This window comes from Aureimonas flava (assembly GCF_003583935.1).
GTDB classification, from domain to species: domain Bacteria; phylum Pseudomonadota; class Alphaproteobacteria; order Rhizobiales; family Rhizobiaceae; genus Aureimonas; species Aureimonas flava.
Window position 1 is genome coordinate 158,319 of record NZ_QYRN01000008.1, and the last position, 19,592, is coordinate 177,910.

Sequence of the window (19,592 nt, forward strand, 5' to 3'; positions counted from 1 at the left end):
CACCTGTCAAATGGGGATGGCGTGCGCCTGCGCGTAGTCCTCCAGCATCCGCCGGAAGGTCTGGCGCGGGTGACGCTCGGCGAGATAGGCGGTGATGGCGTGGTGCAGGTCGCCCGCGTCGAGGTCGAGCAGCATCGCCTTCACCGGCCCGATCGCCGACGAGGTCATGGATATGGACCGGAAGCCGAGGCCGATCAACGCCATGGCCGAGAGCGGGCGCCCCGCCATCTCGCCGCAGAGCGTCACCGAGACGGAATGGCGCTGGCCGGCGTCCAGGATCTCGCGCAGCGCCCGCATGAACGGCGCCGACAGGTCGTCGAAGCGGCCGGAGATCTGCGCGTTGCCCCGGTCCACGGCGCAGAAGAACTGGAACAGGTCGTTGGAGCCGATCGAGACGAAGTCCACGAGCTGCATCAGCTCGTCGAGCTGGAACAGCAGCGAGGGCACCTCGATCATCGCGCCGAGCTTCAGCCGGCGCGGCATCGCATGGGCGAAGCGCGTCAGGTGCTTGAACTCGCGGCTGATGAGGTCGCGCGCCTGGCGCAGCTCCTCGAGGTCCGTGACCATCGGGAACATGACGCGCAGCTCGCGCCCCGCCGACGCCTTGAGCAGGGCGCGGAGCTGGGTGCGCATTAGTCCCGGCCGGTCCAGCGCCAGCCGCAGCGCGCGGTAGCCGAGGGCCGGGTTCTCCTCCGGGCTCTGGTGCAGATAGGGCAGCACCTTGTCGCCGCCGACGTCCAGCGTGCGGAAGGTCACCGGCTTGCCGTCGGCCGCGTCGAGCACGGCCGAGTAGAGCCGCTCCTGGTCGCTGGTCTTGGGCATGGTCGAGGCGATCATGAACTGCAGCTCGGTGCGGAACAGGCCGATGCCCGCCGCCCCCGCCGCCTCGACCTGCGGCAGGTCCACCAGGAGGCCCGCGTTCATCAGAAGCGCCACGTCCTGCCCGTCCTGGGTGCGCGCCGGCACGTCGCGCAGCGCCTGGTAGCGCTGCTGGCGCTTGGCGCGGAACTGGATGCGCTCGACGAACACGCCCTCGACGTCGGCCGGCGGGCGCAGGTGGACCGCGCCCTCCTCGCCGTCCACGATCACCGCGTCGCCCTTCTCGGCCATGGACACGGCGCCCTTGGCCTGGCCCACCACGGGAATGCCGAGCGCGCGCGCCACGATCACCACGTGGCTGGTGGCGCCGCCCTCCTCCAGCACCAGGCCGCGGATCTGCTCGCGTCGGTAGTCGAGAAGCTCGGCCGCGCCCATGGAGCGCGCCACGATCACCGCGTCGCCCGCCACGCCGTCGCCGAACAGGTCGCCCGCGCGGCCCATGAGCTGGCGCAGGAGGCGGTTGGCGAGGTCGTCGAAATCGTGCAGGCGCTCGCGCAGGAACGGGTCGCTCGCGTGCATCATGCGCGCGCGCATGTCGTTCTGCACCTTCTCGACCGAGGCCTCGGCGGTGAGGCCGTTGCGCACGGCCTCCTCCAGCCGGCGCACCCAGCCCCGGTCGTGCGCGAACATGCGATAGGCCTCAAGCACCGCGCGGTGCTCGCCTTCGGCCGCCATGTCGCGGCGCTGGAGCATGTCCTCGATCGAGATGCGCAGCGAGGACACGGCCTTCTCGAGGCGCGCGACCTCGGCCTCGGCATCCTCGTTGAAGAGGTTGGTGACGACGACGCGCGGCTCGTGCAGGATGACGTGGCCGAGCCCGATCCCGTCGGCGAGCGCCAGACCCTCGAAATGCACGGGGCGCGAGAGGTCGAGCACCACGCCGGGGCGCGACAGGCCTTCGAGGCTTCCGGCCGCGATCATCTCGGCGACCACCATGGCGACCGTCTCCAGCGCCTCGGTCTCCTCGTCGCGGTAGACGCGCTTCTCCTTGTTCTGGACCACCAGCACGCCCAGCGTGCGGCCGGCCCGCAGGATCGGCACGCCCATGAAGGAGTAGAAGATCTCCTCGCCCGTTTCCGGCAGGTAGGTGAAGGCGGGGTGCTTCTGCGCGTCCTGGAGGTTGAGCGCGCGGGCGGTGGCTGCGATCGTGCCGACGAGGCCCTCGCCGAGGCGCAGCTGCGCCAGGTGCACGGAGCCCGGATTGAGGCCCTGCGTGGCGTAGAGCTCCAGCACGCCGTCGGCGCGCAGCACGTAGAGCGAGCACACCTCGGCCACCATGTTGGCGGCGATCTGGCGCACGATCTCGTCGAGGCGCGCTTGCGCCTCGAGGGGTTCGGCCATCAGTTCCCTGATCCGGCGCAGAAGGATGCGCGGTCCCGAGGAGTCGCTTCGCATCAGGCACGTCTTCCGTCGGTCGGCGATCGGTCCCGGCCCGAGGGGACATCGGGCCGGAGAGGACTCAAAGGACGCCCTCGGGCGCCGCGGCTCAAGCTTTGTCGAGACCGTACACGGAATGCAAGGTGCGCACGGCAAGTTCGGTGTACTCGCCGTCGATCAGGATGGAGATCTTGATCTCGGAGGTGGTGATGGCGCGGATGTTGATGCCGCGTCCGGCCAGGGCCTTGAAGGCGGTGGCGGCGACGCCCGTGTGCGAGCGCATGCCGATGCCGATCACCGAGACCTTGGTGAGGCCGCGCTCGGACTGCACCACGTCGAAGCGCATCTCGGCCTTGGCGTCCTCGATCGCCTGCGTGGCCTTGGCGAGGTCGCCGGCCGGCACGGTGAAGGTCATGTCGGTGCGCGTGCCGTCTTCCGAGACGTTCTGCACGATCATGTCGACGTTGACGCCGGCGTCCGCCAGCGGCCCGAAGATGGCCGCGGCCACGCCCGGCCGGTCCTCCACGCGGCGCAGCGAGATCTGCGCCTCGTCCTTGGCGTAGGCGATGCCGGTGACGACCTGCTGTTCCACGATTTCATCCTCGTCGCAAATAAGGGTCCCCGGAGGGTTCAGGAAGTCGCCCATGCCCGGCGCGTCGGGATCCTCGAAGGAGGAGCGCACGAAGGTCCGCACCTTGTGGACCATGGCGAGCTCGACGGAGCGGACCTGCAGCACCTTGGCGCCGAGCGAGGCCATCTCCAGCATCTCCTCGAAGGAGACGCGCGCCATGCGCCGGGCCTTCGGCTCGATGCGCGGGTCGGTGGTGTAGACGCCGTCGACGTCGGTGTAGATGTCGCAGCGGTCGGCCTTGAGCGCAGCCGCGACCGCCACGGCCGAGGTGTCGGAGCCACCGCGCCCGAGCGTGGCGACGCGGTTGTCCGGGGCGACGCCCTGGAAGCCCGCGATCACGGCCACCTGGCCGTCGCCGAAGCGGCGCACGATCTCCGAGCCGTCGATCTCCTGGATGCGCGCGGCGCCGTGCGCGCCGTCGGTGCGGATCGGCACCTGCCAGCCCTGCCAGGAGCGGGCGTTGACGCCCATGTTCTGGAGCGTGATCGCCAGGAGCCCGGCCGTGACCTGCTCGCCCGACGCCACCACGGCGTCGTACTCGCGCGCGTCGTGCAGGGGGGAGGCCTGGGTGCACCAGCCGACCAGCTCGTTGGTCTTGCCGGACATGGCCGAGACCACCACCGCCACCTGGTGGCCGGCGTCGACCTCGCGTTTCACATGGCGCGCGACGTTCCGGATCCGGTCGATGTCGGCGACGGAGGTGCCGCCGAATTTGAGAACGAGACGCGCCATGGACTTGGAACCGATGCCGGGCGGACGGCCCGCCGGACCTTTGCCGGGGAACCCGCCCACTCTGGAGGAAACACAGCGCCCGCGCGCTTGTCCCGTTCCGGGGCGCGGCAGGCGGCCCCGGTTAGCCGAAGCGGGGCGGGAGCGCAAGGCGAGCGCGTCGGCCCGCCGCGCTTGACTTCCGGGCCGGCGGCGGAACATGCCGGCTCTGGAGTTTTCGGGCAACGGATGGGCCGCATGAGCGAGGCACGGCAGACCACGATCGACGCCGGCGAGGTGGAGCGCTTCTCGCGCCTGGCCGCCGAGTGGTGGAACCCGCGCGGCAAGTTCAAGCCGCTGCACAAGTTCAACCCGGTGCGCCTCGCCTATATCCGCGAGCAGGTGGGTCTCGCCTTCGGCCGCGACCTCCACTCGCTGAAGCCCTTCGACGGCCTGCGCATGCTGGACATCGGCTGCGGCGGGGGGCTCATCGCCGAGCCCCTGGCGCGGCTGGGGGCGGCGGTGGTGGGCGCCGACGCCTCGGCCACCAACATCGAGGTGGCGCGCCTCCACGCCGCCGAGAGCGGCCTGGCGATCGACTACCGCGCCGAGACCGCCGAGGCTCTCGACGCGGCGGGCGAGCGCTTCGACGTGGTGCTGGCGCTGGAGGTGGTGGAGCACGTCGCGGACGTCGACCTCTTCCTGACCTCGGCGGCGCGCATGGTGAAGCCCGGCGGGCTCCTGTTCGTGGCGACGATCAACCGCACGGCCAAGGCGCTGGCCTTCGCCATCGTGGGGGCGGAATACGTTCTGGGCTGGCTGCCGCGGGGCACGCACCAATACGCCAAGCTGGTGCGCCCGGCCGAGATCGAGGCGCCGCTTCGCGCCGAGGGCCTGGCGCGCATCGACGAGACGGGCGTCGTGTACCATCCGCTGGCCGACGAGTGGCGCCGCTCGCGCGACATGGACGTGAACTACATGGTGCTCCACCGCCGGCCGTGAGCGCCCCTCGCGCCGTGGCGGTGGTGCGCCGCGACGGCGCGGTGATCGAGGCGGGCGACGGGGCGCCCGTCGCCTAGTGGAGCCTGACCAAGACCGCGATCGCGGCCCTTGCCCTGCGTCTGGCGGACGAGGGACGGCTCGACCTCGACGCGCCGGAGCCGGGCGCCCCGTACACGCTGCGCCAGCTCCTGCGCCACACCGCCGGCCTCCCCGACTACGGCGCGCTGCCGGCCTATCGCCGGGCGGTGGAGGCGGGCGAGACGCCCTGGAGCGATCGCACGGTCCTGCGCCGGACACGGGCGCACCGCCTGCTCTTCGCGCCGGACGGGGGCTGGCGCTATTCCAACGTCGGCTATCTCCTGGCGCGTCGGCGCCTGGAGGAGCGGACGGGCCATGCGCTGGGAGACGCGCTGGCCGGCCTCCTGCTCCGACCGCTCGGCCTGCGCGCCACGCGGCTCGCCGAGACGGCGCGGGACATGGCCGACCTCCTCCTGCCGCCGCCCTTCCCCTACCATCCGGGCTGGGTGTTCCACGGCACGCTGATCGGCCCCGTGCGGGAAGCCGCCCTGTTCCTCCACCGGCTGCTCGAGCCGGGCTTCCTGTCGGCGGACGGGCTCGCCGCTCTCCTGTCTTCCCACCGGCTGGCCGACGGCGAGGCCGGCCCTCCCTGGCACGCGCCCGGCTACGGCCTCGGCGCGATGACCGGCGAATGGCGCACGCAGGCCGGCCTCTGCGTCGGCGTCGTCGGCCACGGGGCGGCGGGCCCGGGAAGCCGAGGCGCCACGTTCCGCCTCGCGAAAGGGGCCCGGTCCGTCACCGTGTGCGCCGTCTGCGCCGAGCCGGGACCCGATCCGCAGCTCGGCGTGCTGGAGGCCGCCCGCCCTCATCTGTGATGGGTCGCCCGCCCCCCTTCCGGTGCCTCGCGCGATCTGATAGGGAATGCTTCCGTTGAAAGTCAGGTTTTGAGACCGCGGGGCCTCGGCCCCTCGGAAACCGGGAATCCTCGATGTCAGCATCCCCAGCGCGGCTCTCCCCTTCGCTCGACGCGGATCGCCGGGTCGTCGCCTTTCCGCGCTGCCCCACTGCCGAGCGCATCAATGCGGCGCGCAGCCTTTCGGCCGACCAGCGGCTAGATCTGGAGCGCCTGCGCTGGCTGGCGCTGCGCTCGCAGCTCGCGCCCCGCGCCGACCTGGAGCGCGCCTGCTACGTGCTGGCCGGCCAGCCCACCGCCTCGCTGGACCGCCTCGCCACCGTGTTCTTCCGGGGCCTTGCCGAGCGCGCATCCTCCGAGATGGTGATCTACCGGCCGGGCGCCGCGTCGGTGAGCGACGACGAATGCTGGCTCCTGCGCCTGGTGTCGGCGTGCCGGGCCGAACAGGACGCGGCCGCCGCCGCGCTGGTCGCCTGGCGTGTCGCCCCGTGCGCGAGGCGCTGGATGCGCTTCCTGTCCGCGGCCATGGTGCGCGCGCTGGACGCCGCCTGAGCCATGCCGGCGGCCGGTGCCTATCCCGCCGCCCCTCCTCCCGCTGCCTCGCCGCACCCGGCCCTCCCCGCGCACGGGACGCCGGACACTCTCCCGTGCAACGCCTCGCCGCGTTCGCTTGTTGGTGGCCGCAAGGGGTGTCCGGCGACGCCCGCGACCACGTCCGTCCACTAGTTTAGAATGATTCAAAAGAGGCTTGAAACGGGGCGCGCGAGCGTCTAGTTTGGAATTATTCCAATTCAGTCTCGCCCGACGCGGCGGGGCCGCGAACCGAACCACCGACGAAGGAGAACCCCATGGGTCTGGTTGCCGCCAAGATCGAGCCGAGCGCCAAGGAAGAGATCGTCAACGGCCTGACGCAGGCCCTCGCCGAGACCGCCGTGGAGACGCTCAAGGCGCAGAACTTCCACTGGAACGTCACGGGCATGAGCTTCGGCCCGCTGCACGAGCTGTTCCAGAAGATCTACGAGGACCATTTCGAGGCGCAGGACACCCTGGCCGAGCGCATCAAGGCCTTCGACGCCCATGCGGAAGGCCGCTACTCCGTGTATCTCGAGCGCAGCGCGATCGAGGAGCACGACGGCCACGCCGACGCGCGCACCATGATCGAGATCCTCATGAAGGATCAGGAGACCCTGTCGTCCACCCTGTCCTCGCTGGCGCAGGTCGCCGAGGAGCACGGCGACTGGGCGACCAACGACATGGCCACCGGCCGCATCGAGGTCCACGACAAGTTCGCCTGGATGCTGCGCGCCCACCTCAAGTAGGCGCCGCGCCGGCCCGAGGGGCCGCCGGCATGCGAAAGGGCCCGCCGGAGCGATCCGGCGGGCCCTTCGCGTCTCGGGAGGGGCGAGGCCTCAGAGGTCGTCGCCGTCCAACGGACAGGGCACGCCCTCCTGCTCGCACTTGCGGCGGTAGGCGATGGCCCAGAAGGCGGGGTTCTTGTGCTCGGCACGCAGGCGTGCCAGCAGCGCGTCGAAGAACGCCTTCTTGCGCTCGGCGCCGCCCGAGCGGGGGAAGGAGTCCTTCTCCATCTTGGTCATCATGCAGCCGACGCAGCGCCCCGCGCGCTTGTACTTGCACACGTCGACGCAGGGGCTCGGGGCGTCGGCCCAGGCTGGCGATACGCTCATGGACGGGGCCGCTCCGTGTCTTGGGAGACCTGCAGTTAGGCGGCCTCCCGCCCCTTGTCGAGGCCCGCCTCCAGCTTGTCGAGCGGGCACGGCCGGCCCTTCTTCTCGCAGCGCCGGCGATAGAGGCGCGACCAGTAGCCGTAGCGCCCCGCCGCCTGGAGCCGCGCGCTCAGCATCGCCAGGAAGGCGCGCTTCTCGCCCTTGCCCTCCAGCTTCTTGAACCGCTTCTTCTCCGGCTTGGTCATGCGGCAGCCGATGCATTGCCCCTCGATCCGGAACTTGCAGACCGAGATGCAGGGGCTGGGCGCCTTGGCGAAGGTCTTGGCCATGGATCGTCTCCCGCGTCGCCTCGTCAGTTCCGGTCTTCAGGCAGCGGCGGCAGCGGCAGCGCGGGGATCCCGTCCTCCAAGAGGCGGCGCACCTCGCGCCCGCTCGCTTGGCCCCAGATCTGGCGCTCCTCGGCCTCGCCGCGATGGATTCGCCGGGCCTCCTCGGCAAAGCCCGCGCCGACGTTCTCGCCCTCGGCGCGCACCTTGCGCGCCATCTCCTGCATGCGCCGATAGAGAGCGGCGGCCTCGCCGGAGGGCGCGCTCGCGACAGCGCCGCCGGTCGGCCCCGACTGCGATCCGGCACTCACCCCCGATCCAGGCGCGGCCGCGATGGCCGGCCTCATCAAGGCCTTGTCCACCGCGCGGGCGTCGCAGACAGGGCAGGCCAGATGGCCCGCCTCGCCCTGCGCGTCGAAATCGGCGGAGGAGCGGAACCAGCCGTCGAAGCCGTGGCCGCAACGCCGGCAGCGCAGCGCGTAGCGGATCATGCCCGTTCGGGCAGGCGCGGCGCCTCGAAGGGCCGGCGGTTCTTCAGGTTGGGGATCTTGGAGCGCACGCTGGCGACGAGGTCCGTGTCGATGGCGGCGAGCGCGACGCCGGGCTCGTCGCCCCGCACCTCGGCGATCACCCGGCCCCACGGGTCGCAGATCAGCGAATGGCCGAAGGTCTCGCGGCCGTCCTCGTGGCGCCCGCCCTGGGCGGCCGCGATCATGAAGCAGTTGTTCTCGATCGCGCGGGCACGCAGGAGCACGTGCCAGTGCGCCTCGCCGGTCTGCCGGGTGAAGGCGGCGGGCGCGGTCAGCACCTCGGCGCCCGCCAGCGCCTGGGCGCGGAACAGCTCGGGAAAGCGCATGTCGTAGCACACCGCGAAGCCGAGCCGGGCCGAGCCGTCGGCGAAGGCGACGTCCGCCAGCCCCGAGCGGGTGCCCGGCGCGTAGGTCGCCGATTCGCGCCAGCTCTCGCCGCCGTCCAGGTCCACGTCGAACATGTGGATCTTGTCGTAGGTCTCGATCGTGCCGCCGTCCGGCCCGAACAGGAAGGCGCGGTTGGCGGCCATGCCGTCGGCGGCCGCGACCGCGGTCGAGCCGAGATGTAGGACGATCGCGTGCCGGCGGGCGAGGGCGCGCGCGGCGGCCACCACCGGGTCGCTCTCGGCCGGCCGCAGATGGTCGCGGAACAGGGCGCGGTCGCGGCACAGCATGCCTGTCATCTCGGGCGTCTGGACATAGGTCGCGCCCCGGTCGGCGGCCTCGGCCACCAGCACCTCCATCGCCTCGATGTTGCGGGCGGGATCCTGGCCGGAGCGCATCTGCACCACGGCGGCTCGGAACGTCGTCATCGGCGCGCCCTCAGGACGCCAGGAGCGGATCGAGCCCGCCGGCCCGGTCCAGGGCGTGCAGGTCGTCGCAGCCGCCGATGTGGCGCTCGCCGATGAAGATCTGCGGGAAGGTCGCGCTGCCGGGCGCGCGCGTCATCATCTCCTGCCGGAAGGCCGGCTCCGCGGTGGCGTCCTTCTCCTCGAAGGCGACGCCCTTGCGGGTGAGAAGGTCCTTGGCGCGCGTGCAGTAGCCGCAAAATTGCCGGGTGTAGATGGTGACGGGGGGCATGGGCGTCCTCGCGATGGGCGAGGGTGATATGCGGTCATCGCGCGCCGGCCGCAACCCTGGCGAAGACCAGGACGTCCACTTCGGCCGCTCCGGCGCGCTTCAGCGCGCGCGTCGCCGCCTCCACGGTGGCGCCCGTGGTGAAGACGTCGTCCACCAGGAGCACCCGCCGGCCGCGGACCTCGCCCTCGCGCCCCGCCTGGACGTGGAAGGCGCCGCGCACGTTCTCGCGCCGCTCGTCGGGCCCGAGGCCCACCTGGCTGCGCGTCGCGCGCCGCCGCCGCAGGCACAGCGGCGCATAGGCGAGGCGCTCGGCGCGCGCGACGGCGCGCGCGAGCTCGGCCGACTGGTTGAAGCGGCGGCTGAGGAGACGCCGGGAATGCAGCGGCACCGGCACCACCAGGTCGCAGTCCGCGATCACCTCCCGCCCCGCCCGGCGCATCCAGGCGGCCATCAGCGGAACGAGATCGGCTCGGTCGGCGTATTTCAGCGAGGCGACCATGCGGGCGGCCAGCGTCTCGTAGACCAGCGCCGCGCGCAGGCGTGCGAACACCGGCGGGTCGGCGATCGCCTCCGCCGACAGGAAGCCGGCGCCGAGATCGTAGGAGAAGGGAAGGCCCAGCACCTCGCAATAGGGCCGCTCGATGAAGCGCAGGGAGCGCCAGCAGTCGGGACAGACCGCGGGCGCCGCGGCCAGCGCGCCGCCGCAGCCCGCGCAGACGGGCGGATAGAGCAGCCGCCCGATCGGCCCCGCGAAGCGGGACAGCCCGCGCCGGAGGAACTCCATGCCCATCGCCTCCCCGCGCCCCCGTCCGCCGTGCCGCGCCGGTCGCCCGGCCGCGGCGCTTTCCTTCCGCCCCGCCCGACGATACTCCCCTTCCGGCGCGCCACAAGCCCTCGCCGCCCATCCACCCGGAGCCCGCCGATGACCGCCAACGCCCCATTCGACCGCGACCTGATCGACCGCAGGCGCCTCCGGGCGGCGGCGCGCGGGGCGGGCGGCGCGTCGTTTCTCCTGGACGCGGTGGCCGAGGAACTCGCCGAGCGCCTGTCGCTGGTGCAGCGCCGCTTCGCGCTGGGGGTCGAGCTTGCCGGGCACACGGGCGCGCTCGAGGCGCGGCTGCGGGGCGGCGGGCAGGTGGAGCGGCTCCTGCGCATCGAGCGCGACGCGCGGTTCCTCGGGCCGGGCGAGGGCGTGGTGGCCGACGAGGAGGCGTTGCCGCTCGCCGAGAACAGCGTGGATCTCGTGCTGTCGCCCCTGTCGCTGCACCTCACCAACGACACGCCGGGCGTGCTAGTCCAGGCGCGGCGCGCGCTGCGGCCGGACGGGCTGTTCCTGGCCGCGCTGCTCGGCGGCGAGACGCTGCACGAGCTGCGCGCCGCGCTCCTGGCTTCGGAGGCCGAGATCACCGGGGGCGCCAGCCCGCGCGTCGCTCCCTTCGCCGACCTTCGCGAGGCCGGCGCGCTGCTCCAGCGGGCGGGCTTCGCCCTGCCGGTGATCGACCAGGACCGGCTCACCGTGCGCTACGCGTCGATGTTCGAGCTGATGCGCGACCTGCGCGACATGGGCATGAGCAACATGCTCCATGCCCGCGCTCGCCGGCCGGCCGGCCGGCGCCTGTTCCTTCGCGCGGCCGAGATCTACGCCGAGCGGTTCGCCGACCCGGACGGTCGCGTGCGCGCGACCTTCGACGTCGTCTACCTGTCGGGCTGGAAGCCGCACGAGAGCCAGCAGAAGCCGCTGAAGCCGGGATCGGCGACCCACAGCCTGGCCGAGGCGCTGAAGCCGAGGCGCTGACGCCTGCGGACGGCTACGGCTCTTTCAGGATGTCCGCGACCTTCTCCATCAGGTCGTTGAACAGGGCGGCCACGCCGTCGTGCGTGTCGCCGAGGCCCGCCAGGAGGGCCAGCCCCACCAGCGCGACGATGAGCCCGTACTCGATCGCCGTCGCGCCCGCGCGATCGGACAGGAAGCGGCGCGTGGCCGCGCGCGCGAAGGACGCGGACCTCAGCATGCGCCGCCCTGGCGCCCGTCCGGCAGGCGCAGGCATCCGCCGGTCGGCGCGCCGCCCATGGCGAAGGTGAAGCGGGACGAGGAGACCGATCCGGTGGTCATCGTGTCGATCCCCTCCGAACCGTTGGCCGCCACGAGGCGGTCGGAGCCGCGCGGCGCGATCCCGAAGGCGATAGCGCCGGCGAGCGGGGCCACCAGTAGCGCGGCGCGCAGCAGGGCACCGGCGACGCCGGCGCGGCGAGGCGATCGAGTGGGCTTCTTCCGCATGCGATCCGGCTCCGATCCCGTCCGGCGCCGCACGCAGCCGGACCGCCGGAATGATGAGCGGGGCGGGTAAAGGTCGCTTTAAGCGACATGCTTAATGCGGGCGGGCTCCCCGCCCCGGCTCACAGGAGATCGGTCAGGAAGGGGATCAGCGGCAGGTCGGCCGGCGGCATCGGATGGTCGCGCAGCGCCCCCGCCCGCACCCATTTCAGCGCCTGCCCCTCCATCGAGCGGGGAATGCCCTCGTAGCGCCGGCACACGTAGAGCGGCATCAGGAGGTGGAAGTCGTCGTAGCCGTGGCTGGCGAAGGCGAGCGGGGCGAGACAGTCGGCCTTGGTCTCGACGCCGATCTCCTCGCGCAGTTCGCGGATCAGCGTCTCCTCCGGCGTCTCGCCGGCCTCCACCTTGCCGCCGGGAAACTCCCAGAGGCCGGCCAGCGACTTGCCGGGCGGGCGCTGGGTCAGGAGGATGCGGTCGTCGGCGTCGAGCAGCGCGCAGGCGGCGACGAGGAGAAGGCGGGGCGTCGGCATGGGAACGGCTCCGGCGGGCGGGTCAGGCGGCGACGCCCGGCGGGGCGCGATAGACGTAGCGGTAGGCTTCGGCGAAGCCGAGGCGCGCGTACAGCGCGCGCCCGGCCCGGTTGTCGGCCTCGACCTGCAGCCAGCCGGTGCGCGCGCCCTTGTGCGCCGTATGGCGCAGCGCGGTCGCCACGAGGTCGATGCCGATGCCCCGGCGGCGGGCGGACGGGTGCACCGCCACGTCGAGGATGCCGGCGAGGTCGTTGTCGGAGATGGCGAGCGCCACGGCGATCGGCGTCCCATCCTCGCTCTCGCGCACGAAGTAGGCCGCCGGCGGGCGGATCGAGCCGAGCACCGCCTCCAGCCCCTCGCGCAGGGAGGCCGGCCGGTGGTGCACGGCGAGCGAGGCCTCGAGGTAGCGGCGGGCGTCCTGCAGCGGGATGCGGTCGATCGCGTCCGCGAGGTCGAGCGTGGCGAGGTCCGCCGTGTAGACGATGGACTCGCCGAAGCTCGACCAGCCGGCCTCGTCCAGGTGGCGCACAAGGGCCGGCGGGGCCAGCGGCGACTGGCGGAACAGGAGCGGCCGGCCGGCGGCGGCGAAGCGCCGGCCCGCCCGCTCGATCCGCGCCTCGATGGCGACGTCGTCGGCCGGGTCGAGCGGATTGACCGAGTTCAGCCGCTTGGCCGGAAAGCTCGTCGTCAGGCGCACCGCCCAGGTGCCGTCGTAGTAGGTCGAGCTCGCCGGCCAGGCCCGGAAGCCCGCCGCCTCCAGCCGACGCACCACGGTCAGCCGCGGCACGCGGTCAGCTCCGGTAGTCGCCATTGATCGCGACGTATTCCTTGGTGAGGTCGCAGGTGTAGACCGTCCAGCGTCCGGTCCCCATGCCGAGCTCGACGCGGATCGCGATCTCGTCCCGCTTCATCGCGGCCGACGCCTCCGCCTCGCTGTAGGCGGGGTCGCGCTCGCCGTCCACGGCCACGCGCACGTCGCCGAACGAGATCGCCAGACGGTCGCGCTCGGCCGGCTCGCCCGCCTTGCCCACCGCCATCACGACGCGGCCCCAGTTGGCGTCCTCGCCCGCCACCGCGGTCTTGACCAGCGGCGAATTGGCGATCGACAGCGCGACGCGCTTGGCGGACCGGTCGTCCACCGCGCCCTCCACGGTGACCACGATCTCCTTGCGCGCGCCCTCGCCGTCGCGCGCCACCTGGCGGGCGAGATCGAGCAGCACGGCGCCCAGCGCCTCGCGGAAGGGCGCCAGGCGGGCGTCGCCCGTCTCCGTGACCGGCGCGTTGCCGGCGGCGCCCGTGGCGAACAGGAGCAGCGTGTCGGAGGTCGAGGTGTCGCTGTCCACCGTGACCGAGTTGAAGGTCGGCCCGACGGCCTCCGCCAGGAGCGCCTGGAGCACCGCCGGCTCGATCGCCGCGTCGGTGGCGAGGAAGGACAGCATGGTCGCCATGTCGGGGGCGATCATGCCGGCGCCCTTGGCGATGCCGTTGAGGCGCACCTCGGTCTCGCCGAGGCGCACCGAGCGCGTTGCGACCTTGGCATAGGTGTCCGTGGTCATGATGGCGTCGGCCGCCTCGCGCCAGCGCCCGCCCTCGCCCTGCGCGAAGAGGCCCGCCAGGAGCGGGGTGATCCGGGCCGCGTCCAGCGGCTCGCCGATCACGCCGGTGGAGGCGAGGAACACCTCCGAAGGCGCGCAGCCGACGGCCTCGGCGGCGGCGGCGGCGGTGGTCTGCGTGGCGGCGAGCCCCTTGCGGCCGGTGAAGGCGTTGGCGTTGCCCGAGTTCACCACCAGGGCGCGGGCGCGCCCGCCCGGCAACGACGCCCGGCAATGGTCCACCGGCGCGGACGGGCATTTCGACGTGGTCAGCACGCCGGCGACCGCGGTGCCCGGCGCGAAGGTCATCGTGAGGACGTCGGTGCGGCCCTTGTACTTGATGCCTGCAGCGCCCGTCGCGATCGAGACGCCCGCCACCGGCGGCATCTCGGGGTGGGAGCGGGGGGCGAGCGGGGAGACGGGATGGGACATGGCGCGGCCCTCGACGACGGATGTTCGGGTTCGGCTCCCCTGTGCCCCAGGGGACGGTGCGGCGGCAAGCGCGAATTGGCGCGCAGTGGGCGTCCCGGAAGCGCGGCGCCCAAGCAAAAGGGGCGCCGGATCGGCTCCGGCGCCCCTCGTCGCGTGGTTCGGCCCGTGGCCTACTGGGCGGTGGCCGGCTGGCCCTCGGCCGGCACCGGGGCGGCCTCGCCCTCGGCCTCGTCGGCCACCGCCTCGGGATCCTCGCCGCCGCCCGACATCGCCTTTTCCATGGTCTCGACCTGCGCCTTCAGCGCGGGGTCCTCGTAGGTCACGCCCTCCTCGGCGCGCGCGGCCTGGACCAGATCGACGTACTTCTCGCGCATCACCACCTGGCGCACCTGGTCGGCGACCTGCTCGAAGGCGGGCGGCTGCTGCGGGCGCTTCTCCAGCACCTTGATGACGTGCCAGCCGAACTGCGTCTGCACCGGTTCCTTCGTGTAGGTGCCGGGCTCCAGCGCATAGGCGGCGGTCTCGAAGGCCGGCACCATCTGGCCGGGACCGAAGAAGCCGAGGTCGCCCCCCTGCGGCCCGGTCGGGCCGGTGCTCTTCTCGGCGGCCAGCGCGTCGAAGTCCTTGCCGGCGTCGAGCTCCTTGACGACCGCCTCGGCCTCTTCCTTCGTGGGCACGAGGATGTGCTTGGCGTGCACCTCCTCGACCGGCTTCATGGCCGCGACCTCCTGGTCGTAGCGGGCGCGCACCTCGGCGTCGGTGATCGCCGCGATGCCGTGCTTCTCGAAATAGGCGTTGTGCAGGGCGCGCTCGCGCAGGAACGCGATGCGGCGCGCCGTCTCGGGGTCGTCGGCGAGCTTCTCGGCCTCGCCCTTGGCGGCCAGCGCGCGGATGTCGATCAGCGCGGCGAGCGTGGCCAGGCGCCGCTGGTCGGGCGGAAGCTGGGCGAACTGCGAGCCGAGATCGGCGCCCGCGGCCTCGAGGTCGGCCTGCGTGATCTTGGCGTCGCCCACCGTGACCAGAACCGTGTCGGGCGCGACGGGGGCGGGTGCCGCCGGCGCCGCGGCAGGTGCGGCAGGCGCCGCGGCGTCCTGGGCATGGGCGCTCGCGGCGAGCGCGGCCAGGATCAGGCCGGAGGCGGCGAGCCGCGTGCGGAGCGAAGTGAGCATGAAGCGGAAGCCTTCCCGTCAACGACAAAACAAGGGCGGTGCGCCGGTCCGATCCGGCCGGCGGGCGGGTGCGCGTCTGCCGCTCCCGCGCACCGCAAAGAGCCGACTTTGCGGTGTTTTGAGGGCCGAAACCCCGCGCGGGGCGCGGCGTTGACTTCCTCCGGGGGCCCTCTTATCTCTCCAGCGTTCTGAAAGTCCAGCCGCCGCGTCCCGGAGCGCGGGCTCGCGGATCGGCGACGATCCCCGGCGGCGGACCCGCGAGGCGCACCGCGCCCGCGACAATCTCGTTCCCTGAAAGGACGTTTCGGATGGTGAGTTTCGGCGGTCTGGCCCGCAAGCTGCTGGGGTCCTCCAACTCGCGCCGGGTCCGCAAGTTCGAGCCCACGGTCAAGGCGATCAACGCGCTGGAAGCGGAGCTCGCCGCCCTGTCCGACGACCAGCTGCGCGCCCGCACCGAGGCGTTCCGCGCCGAACTCGCCGCCGGCAAGACCACGGACGACCTTCTCGTCCCCGCCTTCGCGACGGTGCGCGAGGCCTCGAAGCGCGCGCTCGGCCTGCGCCATTTCGACGTGCAGATGATCGGCGGCATGGTGCTGGCGGGCGGCGCCATCGCGGAGATGCGCACCGGCGAGGGCAAGACGCTGGTCGGCACCCTGCCGGTCTACCTCAAGGCGCTCGAAGGCAAGGGCGTGCACGTCGTCACCGTGAACGACTACCTCGCCACGCGCGACTCAGGCCAGATGGGCCGCGTCTACAACTTCCTCGGCCTCACGGTCGGCGTGATCGTCCACGGCATGTCGGACGACGAGCGCAGGGCCGCCTACGCCTGCGACATCACCTACGCCACCAACAACGAGCTCGGCTTCGACTACCTGCGCGACAACATGAAGTACGAGCGCGGCCAGATGGTCCAGCGCGGGCACTTCTACGCCCTGGTGGACGAGGTGGACTCGATCCTGATCGACGAGGCGCGCACGCCCCTCATCATCTCCGGCCCGCTGGACGACCGCTCCGACCTCTACCGCACGATCGACGGCTTCATCCCGCAGCTCGCCCCCGAGGACTACGAGGTGGACGAGAAGCAGCGACAGGTCGCCTTCACCGAGGACGGCACGGAGAAGCTGGAGCGCATGCTGGAGGCGGCGGGGCACCTGCACGGCCCCTCGCTCTACGACATCGAGAACGTCACGATCGTCCACCACGTCAACAACGCGCTGAAGGCCCACAAGCTGTTCCAGCGCGACAAGGACTACATCGTCCGGGGCGACGAGATCGTCATCATCGACGAGTTCACCGGCCGCATGATGCCCGGCCGTCGCTTCTCCGAGGGGCTGCACCAGTCGCTGGAGGCCAAGGAAGGCGTCACCGTCCAGCCCGAGAACCAGACGCTCGCCTCGATCACCTTCCAGAACTACTTCCGCATGTACGACCGCCTCGCCGGCATGACCGGCACGGCGGCGACCGAAGCGGCCGAGTTCGCCGACATCTACGGCCTCGACGTCGTCGAGATCCCGACCAACCTGCCCGTGGTGCGTCTGGACGAGGACGACGAGGTCTACCGCACGGCCGAGGAGAAGTTCCGCGCGATCGCCAAGGAGATCAAGCTCGCGGCCGAGCGGCGCCAGCCGATCCTCGTCGGCACGACCTCGATCGAGAAATCCGAGATGCTGGCCGAGCGGCTGCGCGGCGAGGGCCTCAAGGACTTCCAGGTCCTCAACGCGCGCTACCACGAGCAGGAGGCCTACATCGTCGCGCAGGCCGGCGTGCCGGGCGCGGTGACCATCGCCACCAACATGGCCGGCCGCGGTACCGACATCCAGCTCGGCGGCAACCTCGACATGCGCATCGAGCGCGAGCTCGCCGAGGTGCCCGAGGGTCCCGAGCGCGAGGCGGCCATCGCCTCGCTCAAGGCCGACATCCAGCGCCTCAAGGACGAGGCGCTGGCGGCCGGTGGCCTCTACGTGCTGGCCACCGAGCGCCACGAGTCGCGCCGCATCGACAACCAGCTGCGCGGCCGCTCGGGACGCCAAGGCGATCCCGGCCGCTCCAAGTTCTACCTGTCGCTCCAGGACGACCTGATGCGCATCTTCGGGTCCGAGCGCATGGACACGATGCTGACGCGCCTCGGGCTCAAGGAGGACGAGGCGATCGTCCATCCCTGGATCAACAAGGCGCTGGAGAAGGCGCAGAAGAAGGTCGAGGCGCGCAACTTCGACATCCGCAAGAACCTCCTGAAATACGACGACGTGATGAACGACCAGCGCAAGGTCATCTTCGAGCAGCGGCTCGAGCTGATGGACGCGGCGTCGCTCGCCGAGACCGTCGCCGACATGCGCCACGAGCTGATCGAGACGCTGGTCGCCAAGCGCATGCCCGAGAACGCCTATCCCGAGCAGTGGGAGACGGCCGAGCTGACCGAGGAGATCCGCGAGTTCCTGAACCTCGACCTGCCCGTCGCCGCCTGGGCGGACGAGGAGGGCATCGACGACCAGGACGTGAAGAAGCGCATCTTCGAGGCGGTGGACCAGGCCGCCGCGAGCCGCGAGGAGCGGTTCGGCGCCGAGATCATGCGCTACATCGAGCGCTCGGTGGTGCTGCAGACGATCGACGCCCTGTGGCGCGAGCACCTCGTCAACCTCGACCACCTGCGCTCGGCCGTGGGCTTCCGCGGCTACGCCCAGCGCGACCCCTTGAACGAGTACAAGTCCGAGGCCTTCGAGCTCTTCCAGACGATGCTGGATCAGCTTCGCGAGCGCGTGACGCAGCAGCTCATGCGCGTCGAGCTGGTGCGCCCGGACACCGAGGAGCCCGTGCTGCCCGAGATGCAGGCGCACCACATCGACGCGACCACGGGCGAGGACGAGTTCGGGCAGGGCGCCGCGCGCCTCACCGCCGACTTCACCCCCCCCGGCACCGACCCCCTGCAGCGCGATCCCGAGCGGCCCGACACCTGGGGCGAGGTCTCGCGCAACGAGCCCTGCCCCTGCGGCTCGGGCAAGAAGTTCAAGCACTGCCATGGCGCCTACGCGCAGATCGCCTGACGGCACTCCCACCCCGAAAAGGGGCGCCCTAACGCGAGAAGGCCGGCCCTCGGGCCGGCCTTCTCGCGTTTCGTATGGGAGACGATCCCGCGCGCGGCCCCGCTGCCGGGGCCCGCGTTCAGGGCTCGCGCGCGGTCTCGGCGGCCGGCTTCTTCTGGATCAGGGTGCGGAACATGGACGAGCGCGCCGTCTGGAGCGGCTTGCCGTCGCGGTCGTAGCCCTCGCGCCGGTGCTGCTCGGCCGCGTAGGCCTCGGCCGAGATCGGCGATCCGGTCTTGTAGGTCGAGGCGACCGGCACGACGAACTCGTCCGGCGTCATGGTGGAGGCGATCTTGCGCTGCAGCTCCTCGTCGGCCACCTGCTTGGCCATGAGGTCGGCCGGCGTCTCGATCGCCGGGCAATGGCCCTCGGCGTCGAGCGTGCGCCCGTCGCCCAGCGTCTCGTCGAACACGTAGCGCTTCTCGCAGACGGCGACCGCCACCGGCTTGTGCGTCAGGTCGAAGCGGTCGGTGCCCTGCTTCAGCATCTTCCAGAAGGCGACATGCGGCGAGTTCTGGTGGCGCGCCATGTTCTGCGGCGTCATGCGGAAGGGCAGCGCCTGGATCTGGATCGACCGCTGGCCGCCCTTGAAGGCGTGGTTGGCGAGCGAATAGAGCTCCTCCATCTGCCAGTTGTCCATGGCGTAGCAACCCGACGAGTTGCACGAGCCGTGGATCATCAGATGCGTGCCGGAGGCCTCGTTCGCCCGGTCGTAGGCGTTGGGATAGCCCATGTCGAAGGCGAGGTGGTAGTTCGAGGTCGGGTTCAGCTGGCCGGGCGTCAGGTGGTAGAAGCCCTCGGGCGCCTGCCGGTCGCCCTCCTTGCGCTTGGGCCCGAGCTGGCCCGACCAGGCGCAGATCGGATAGGTCTTGAGCAGGGCGAAGGTGCCGTCGGTGGTCTGCTTCCAGACCTCCAGCTCCGACTCCTCCTTGTAGAGCCGCACCAGGATGGGCGAGTTCTCGCCCATGTCCTTGGCCCGGATGACCTTCACGAGGGCCGGCGGCAGCGGCGCGTTGGGGCCCACGAGATCGGCGAACACGTCGTCCTGCTGGCATGCCGACAGCGCCATGAGACCGAGCCCCAGCAAGGCCATCGCGCCAACACGTCGTGCCGTCATTGCCGACCCCCACGCTGCGGAGCGGCGGCAAGCCGCGCGCACCCTCGAACCGAACCCGAACCCCGCCGGCCGCAGGTTGCGGCTGGGGGCATCGCCCTCTTTTCGGACCGGGACGGTTACCGGAAGCTTAACGACCGGGCGGGAAACGTCCGAAATTTCGTTCCCCCTTGGAAAGGATGCGCGAGGCGTCCTTCCGATGGCTCTTAGCGCGGATCGAAGACCGTTTGAAGGCAGGGCCCCGCCCGGCC

At 71.8% G+C, this 19,592-nt stretch carries 21 protein-coding genes; 6 read left to right on the plus strand and 15 right to left on the minus strand.

The window, feature by feature from the left end:
- Positions 1-6 precede the first annotated feature (6 nt).
- Positions 7-2,274, minus strand: a complete 2,268-nt coding sequence (gene ptsP, locus D3218_RS15680; protein WP_119541011.1) for a phosphoenolpyruvate--protein phosphotransferase — start codon at positions 2,272-2,274, stop codon at positions 7-9.
- A gap of 91 nt (positions 2,275-2,365) precedes the next feature.
- Complete coding sequence (locus D3218_RS15685) at positions 2,366-3,619, minus strand: aspartate kinase (protein ID WP_119541079.1); 1,254 nt, start codon at positions 3,617-3,619, stop codon at positions 2,366-2,368.
- Between the two features lie 234 nt (positions 3,620-3,853).
- Here D3218_RS15685 and ubiG point away from each other — a divergent pair, with 234 nt between their 5' ends.
- From ubiG to D3218_RS15705, 4 genes are all read left to right on the plus strand, one after another.
- On the plus strand, positions 3,854-4,597 hold the full coding sequence (gene ubiG, locus D3218_RS15690; RefSeq protein WP_119541080.1) for a bifunctional 2-polyprenyl-6-hydroxyphenol methylase/3-demethylubiquinol 3-O-methyltransferase UbiG: 744 nt from the start codon (positions 3,854-3,856) through the stop codon (positions 4,595-4,597).
- 83 nt (positions 4,598-4,680) lie between these two features.
- Complete coding sequence (locus tag D3218_RS15695) at positions 4,681-5,490, plus strand: serine hydrolase domain-containing protein (protein ID WP_119541012.1); 810 nt, start codon at positions 4,681-4,683, stop codon at positions 5,488-5,490.
- A 113-nt stretch (positions 5,491-5,603) separates the two neighbouring features.
- Positions 5,604-6,080: a hypothetical protein gene (locus D3218_RS15700; protein WP_119541013.1), complete on the plus strand. Its 477-nt coding sequence runs from the start codon at positions 5,604-5,606 to the stop codon at positions 6,078-6,080.
- Positions 6,081-6,376: 296 nt separating this feature from the next.
- Positions 6,377-6,847 carry a Dps family protein gene (locus D3218_RS15705; RefSeq protein ID WP_119541014.1) on the plus strand — a complete coding sequence of 157 codons (471 nt, stop codon included), beginning with the start codon at positions 6,377-6,379 and terminating at the stop codon, positions 6,845-6,847.
- 90 nt (positions 6,848-6,937) lie between these two features.
- On the opposite strand, the gene D3218_RS15710 is transcribed toward D3218_RS15705, so the two are convergent.
- Genes D3218_RS15710 through D3218_RS15735 form a run of 6 tightly spaced genes read right to left on the minus strand, consistent with a single transcriptional unit; the run spans position 6,938 to position 9,933 of the window.
- The gene (locus tag D3218_RS15710; RefSeq protein ID WP_119541015.1) at positions 6,938-7,213 is read right to left on the minus strand and encodes a DUF1289 domain-containing protein; all 276 of its coding nucleotides are present in this window, start codon (positions 7,211-7,213) and stop codon (positions 6,938-6,940) included.
- A gap of 35 nt (positions 7,214-7,248) precedes the next feature.
- On the minus strand, positions 7,249-7,542 hold the full coding sequence (locus D3218_RS15715) for a DUF1289 domain-containing protein (protein ID WP_119541016.1): 294 nt from the start codon (positions 7,540-7,542) through the stop codon (positions 7,249-7,251).
- Between the two features lie 23 nt (positions 7,543-7,565).
- On the minus strand, positions 7,566-8,030 hold the full coding sequence (locus D3218_RS15720; RefSeq protein ID WP_119541017.1) for a DUF1178 family protein: 465 nt from the start codon (positions 8,028-8,030) through the stop codon (positions 7,566-7,568).
- Positions 8,027-8,881 carry a carbon-nitrogen hydrolase family protein gene (locus D3218_RS15725; RefSeq protein ID WP_119541018.1) on the minus strand — a complete coding sequence of 285 codons (855 nt, stop codon included), beginning with the start codon at positions 8,879-8,881 and terminating at the stop codon, positions 8,027-8,029. Before D3218_RS15725 ends, D3218_RS15720 begins: the two co-directional genes overlap by 4 nt.
- A gap of 10 nt (positions 8,882-8,891) precedes the next feature.
- Complete coding sequence (gene grxC / locus D3218_RS15730; protein WP_119541019.1) at positions 8,892-9,149, minus strand: glutaredoxin 3; 258 nt, start codon at positions 9,147-9,149, stop codon at positions 8,892-8,894.
- A 34-nt stretch (positions 9,150-9,183) separates the two neighbouring features.
- Positions 9,184-9,933, minus strand: coding sequence for a ComFC family protein (locus tag D3218_RS15735; RefSeq protein WP_119541081.1), 750 nt, complete (start codon positions 9,931-9,933; stop codon positions 9,184-9,186).
- A 138-nt stretch (positions 9,934-10,071) separates the two neighbouring features.
- Here D3218_RS15735 and D3218_RS15740 point away from each other — a divergent pair, with 138 nt between their 5' ends.
- On the plus strand, positions 10,072-10,944 hold the full coding sequence (locus D3218_RS15740) for a class I SAM-dependent methyltransferase (RefSeq protein WP_119541020.1): 873 nt from the start codon (positions 10,072-10,074) through the stop codon (positions 10,942-10,944).
- Positions 10,945-10,957: 13 nt separating this feature from the next.
- Here the strand turns inward: D3218_RS15740 and D3218_RS15745 are convergent, their stop codons facing one another.
- The 6 genes from D3218_RS15745 to D3218_RS15770 all read right to left on the minus strand — a co-directional run bounded on the left by D3218_RS15745 (position 10,958) and on the right by D3218_RS15770 (position 15,147).
- Entirely contained in the window at positions 10,958-11,161 is a 204-nt protein-coding gene (locus D3218_RS15745) for a Flp family type IVb pilin (RefSeq protein WP_168990553.1), read from the minus strand.
- Positions 11,155-11,427: a hypothetical protein gene (locus D3218_RS15750; RefSeq protein ID WP_119541022.1), complete on the minus strand. Its 273-nt coding sequence runs from the start codon at positions 11,425-11,427 to the stop codon at positions 11,155-11,157. Before D3218_RS15750 ends, D3218_RS15745 begins: the two co-directional genes overlap by 7 nt.
- Before the next feature lie 119 nt (positions 11,428-11,546).
- On the minus strand, positions 11,547-11,954 hold the full coding sequence (locus D3218_RS15755) for a (deoxy)nucleoside triphosphate pyrophosphohydrolase (protein ID WP_119541023.1): 408 nt from the start codon (positions 11,952-11,954) through the stop codon (positions 11,547-11,549).
- A 22-nt stretch (positions 11,955-11,976) separates the two neighbouring features.
- Complete coding sequence (locus tag D3218_RS15760; protein ID WP_119541024.1) at positions 11,977-12,765, minus strand: GNAT family N-acetyltransferase; 789 nt, start codon at positions 12,763-12,765, stop codon at positions 11,977-11,979.
- Positions 12,746-13,978, minus strand: coding sequence for a bifunctional glutamate N-acetyltransferase/amino-acid acetyltransferase ArgJ (gene argJ, locus D3218_RS15765; protein ID WP_119541025.1), 1,233 nt, complete (start codon positions 13,976-13,978; stop codon positions 12,746-12,748). The genes D3218_RS15760 and argJ overlap by 20 nt, the downstream gene beginning before the upstream one ends.
- 170 nt (positions 13,979-14,148) lie before the next feature.
- The gene (locus D3218_RS15770; RefSeq protein ID WP_119541026.1) at positions 14,149-15,147 is read right to left on the minus strand and encodes a peptidylprolyl isomerase; all 999 of its coding nucleotides are present in this window, start codon (positions 15,145-15,147) and stop codon (positions 14,149-14,151) included.
- Between the two features lie 308 nt (positions 15,148-15,455).
- Between D3218_RS15770 and secA the strand changes: the two genes are divergently transcribed.
- Complete coding sequence (gene secA / locus D3218_RS15775; protein WP_119541027.1) at positions 15,456-18,188, plus strand: preprotein translocase subunit SecA; 2,733 nt, start codon at positions 15,456-15,458, stop codon at positions 18,186-18,188.
- A 118-nt stretch (positions 18,189-18,306) separates the two neighbouring features.
- Here the strand turns inward: secA and D3218_RS15780 are convergent, their stop codons facing one another.
- Positions 18,307-19,320 carry a L,D-transpeptidase family protein gene (locus D3218_RS15780; protein WP_245415066.1) on the minus strand — a complete coding sequence of 338 codons (1,014 nt, stop codon included), beginning with the start codon at positions 19,318-19,320 and terminating at the stop codon, positions 18,307-18,309.
- Positions 19,321-19,592 lie beyond the last annotated feature (272 nt).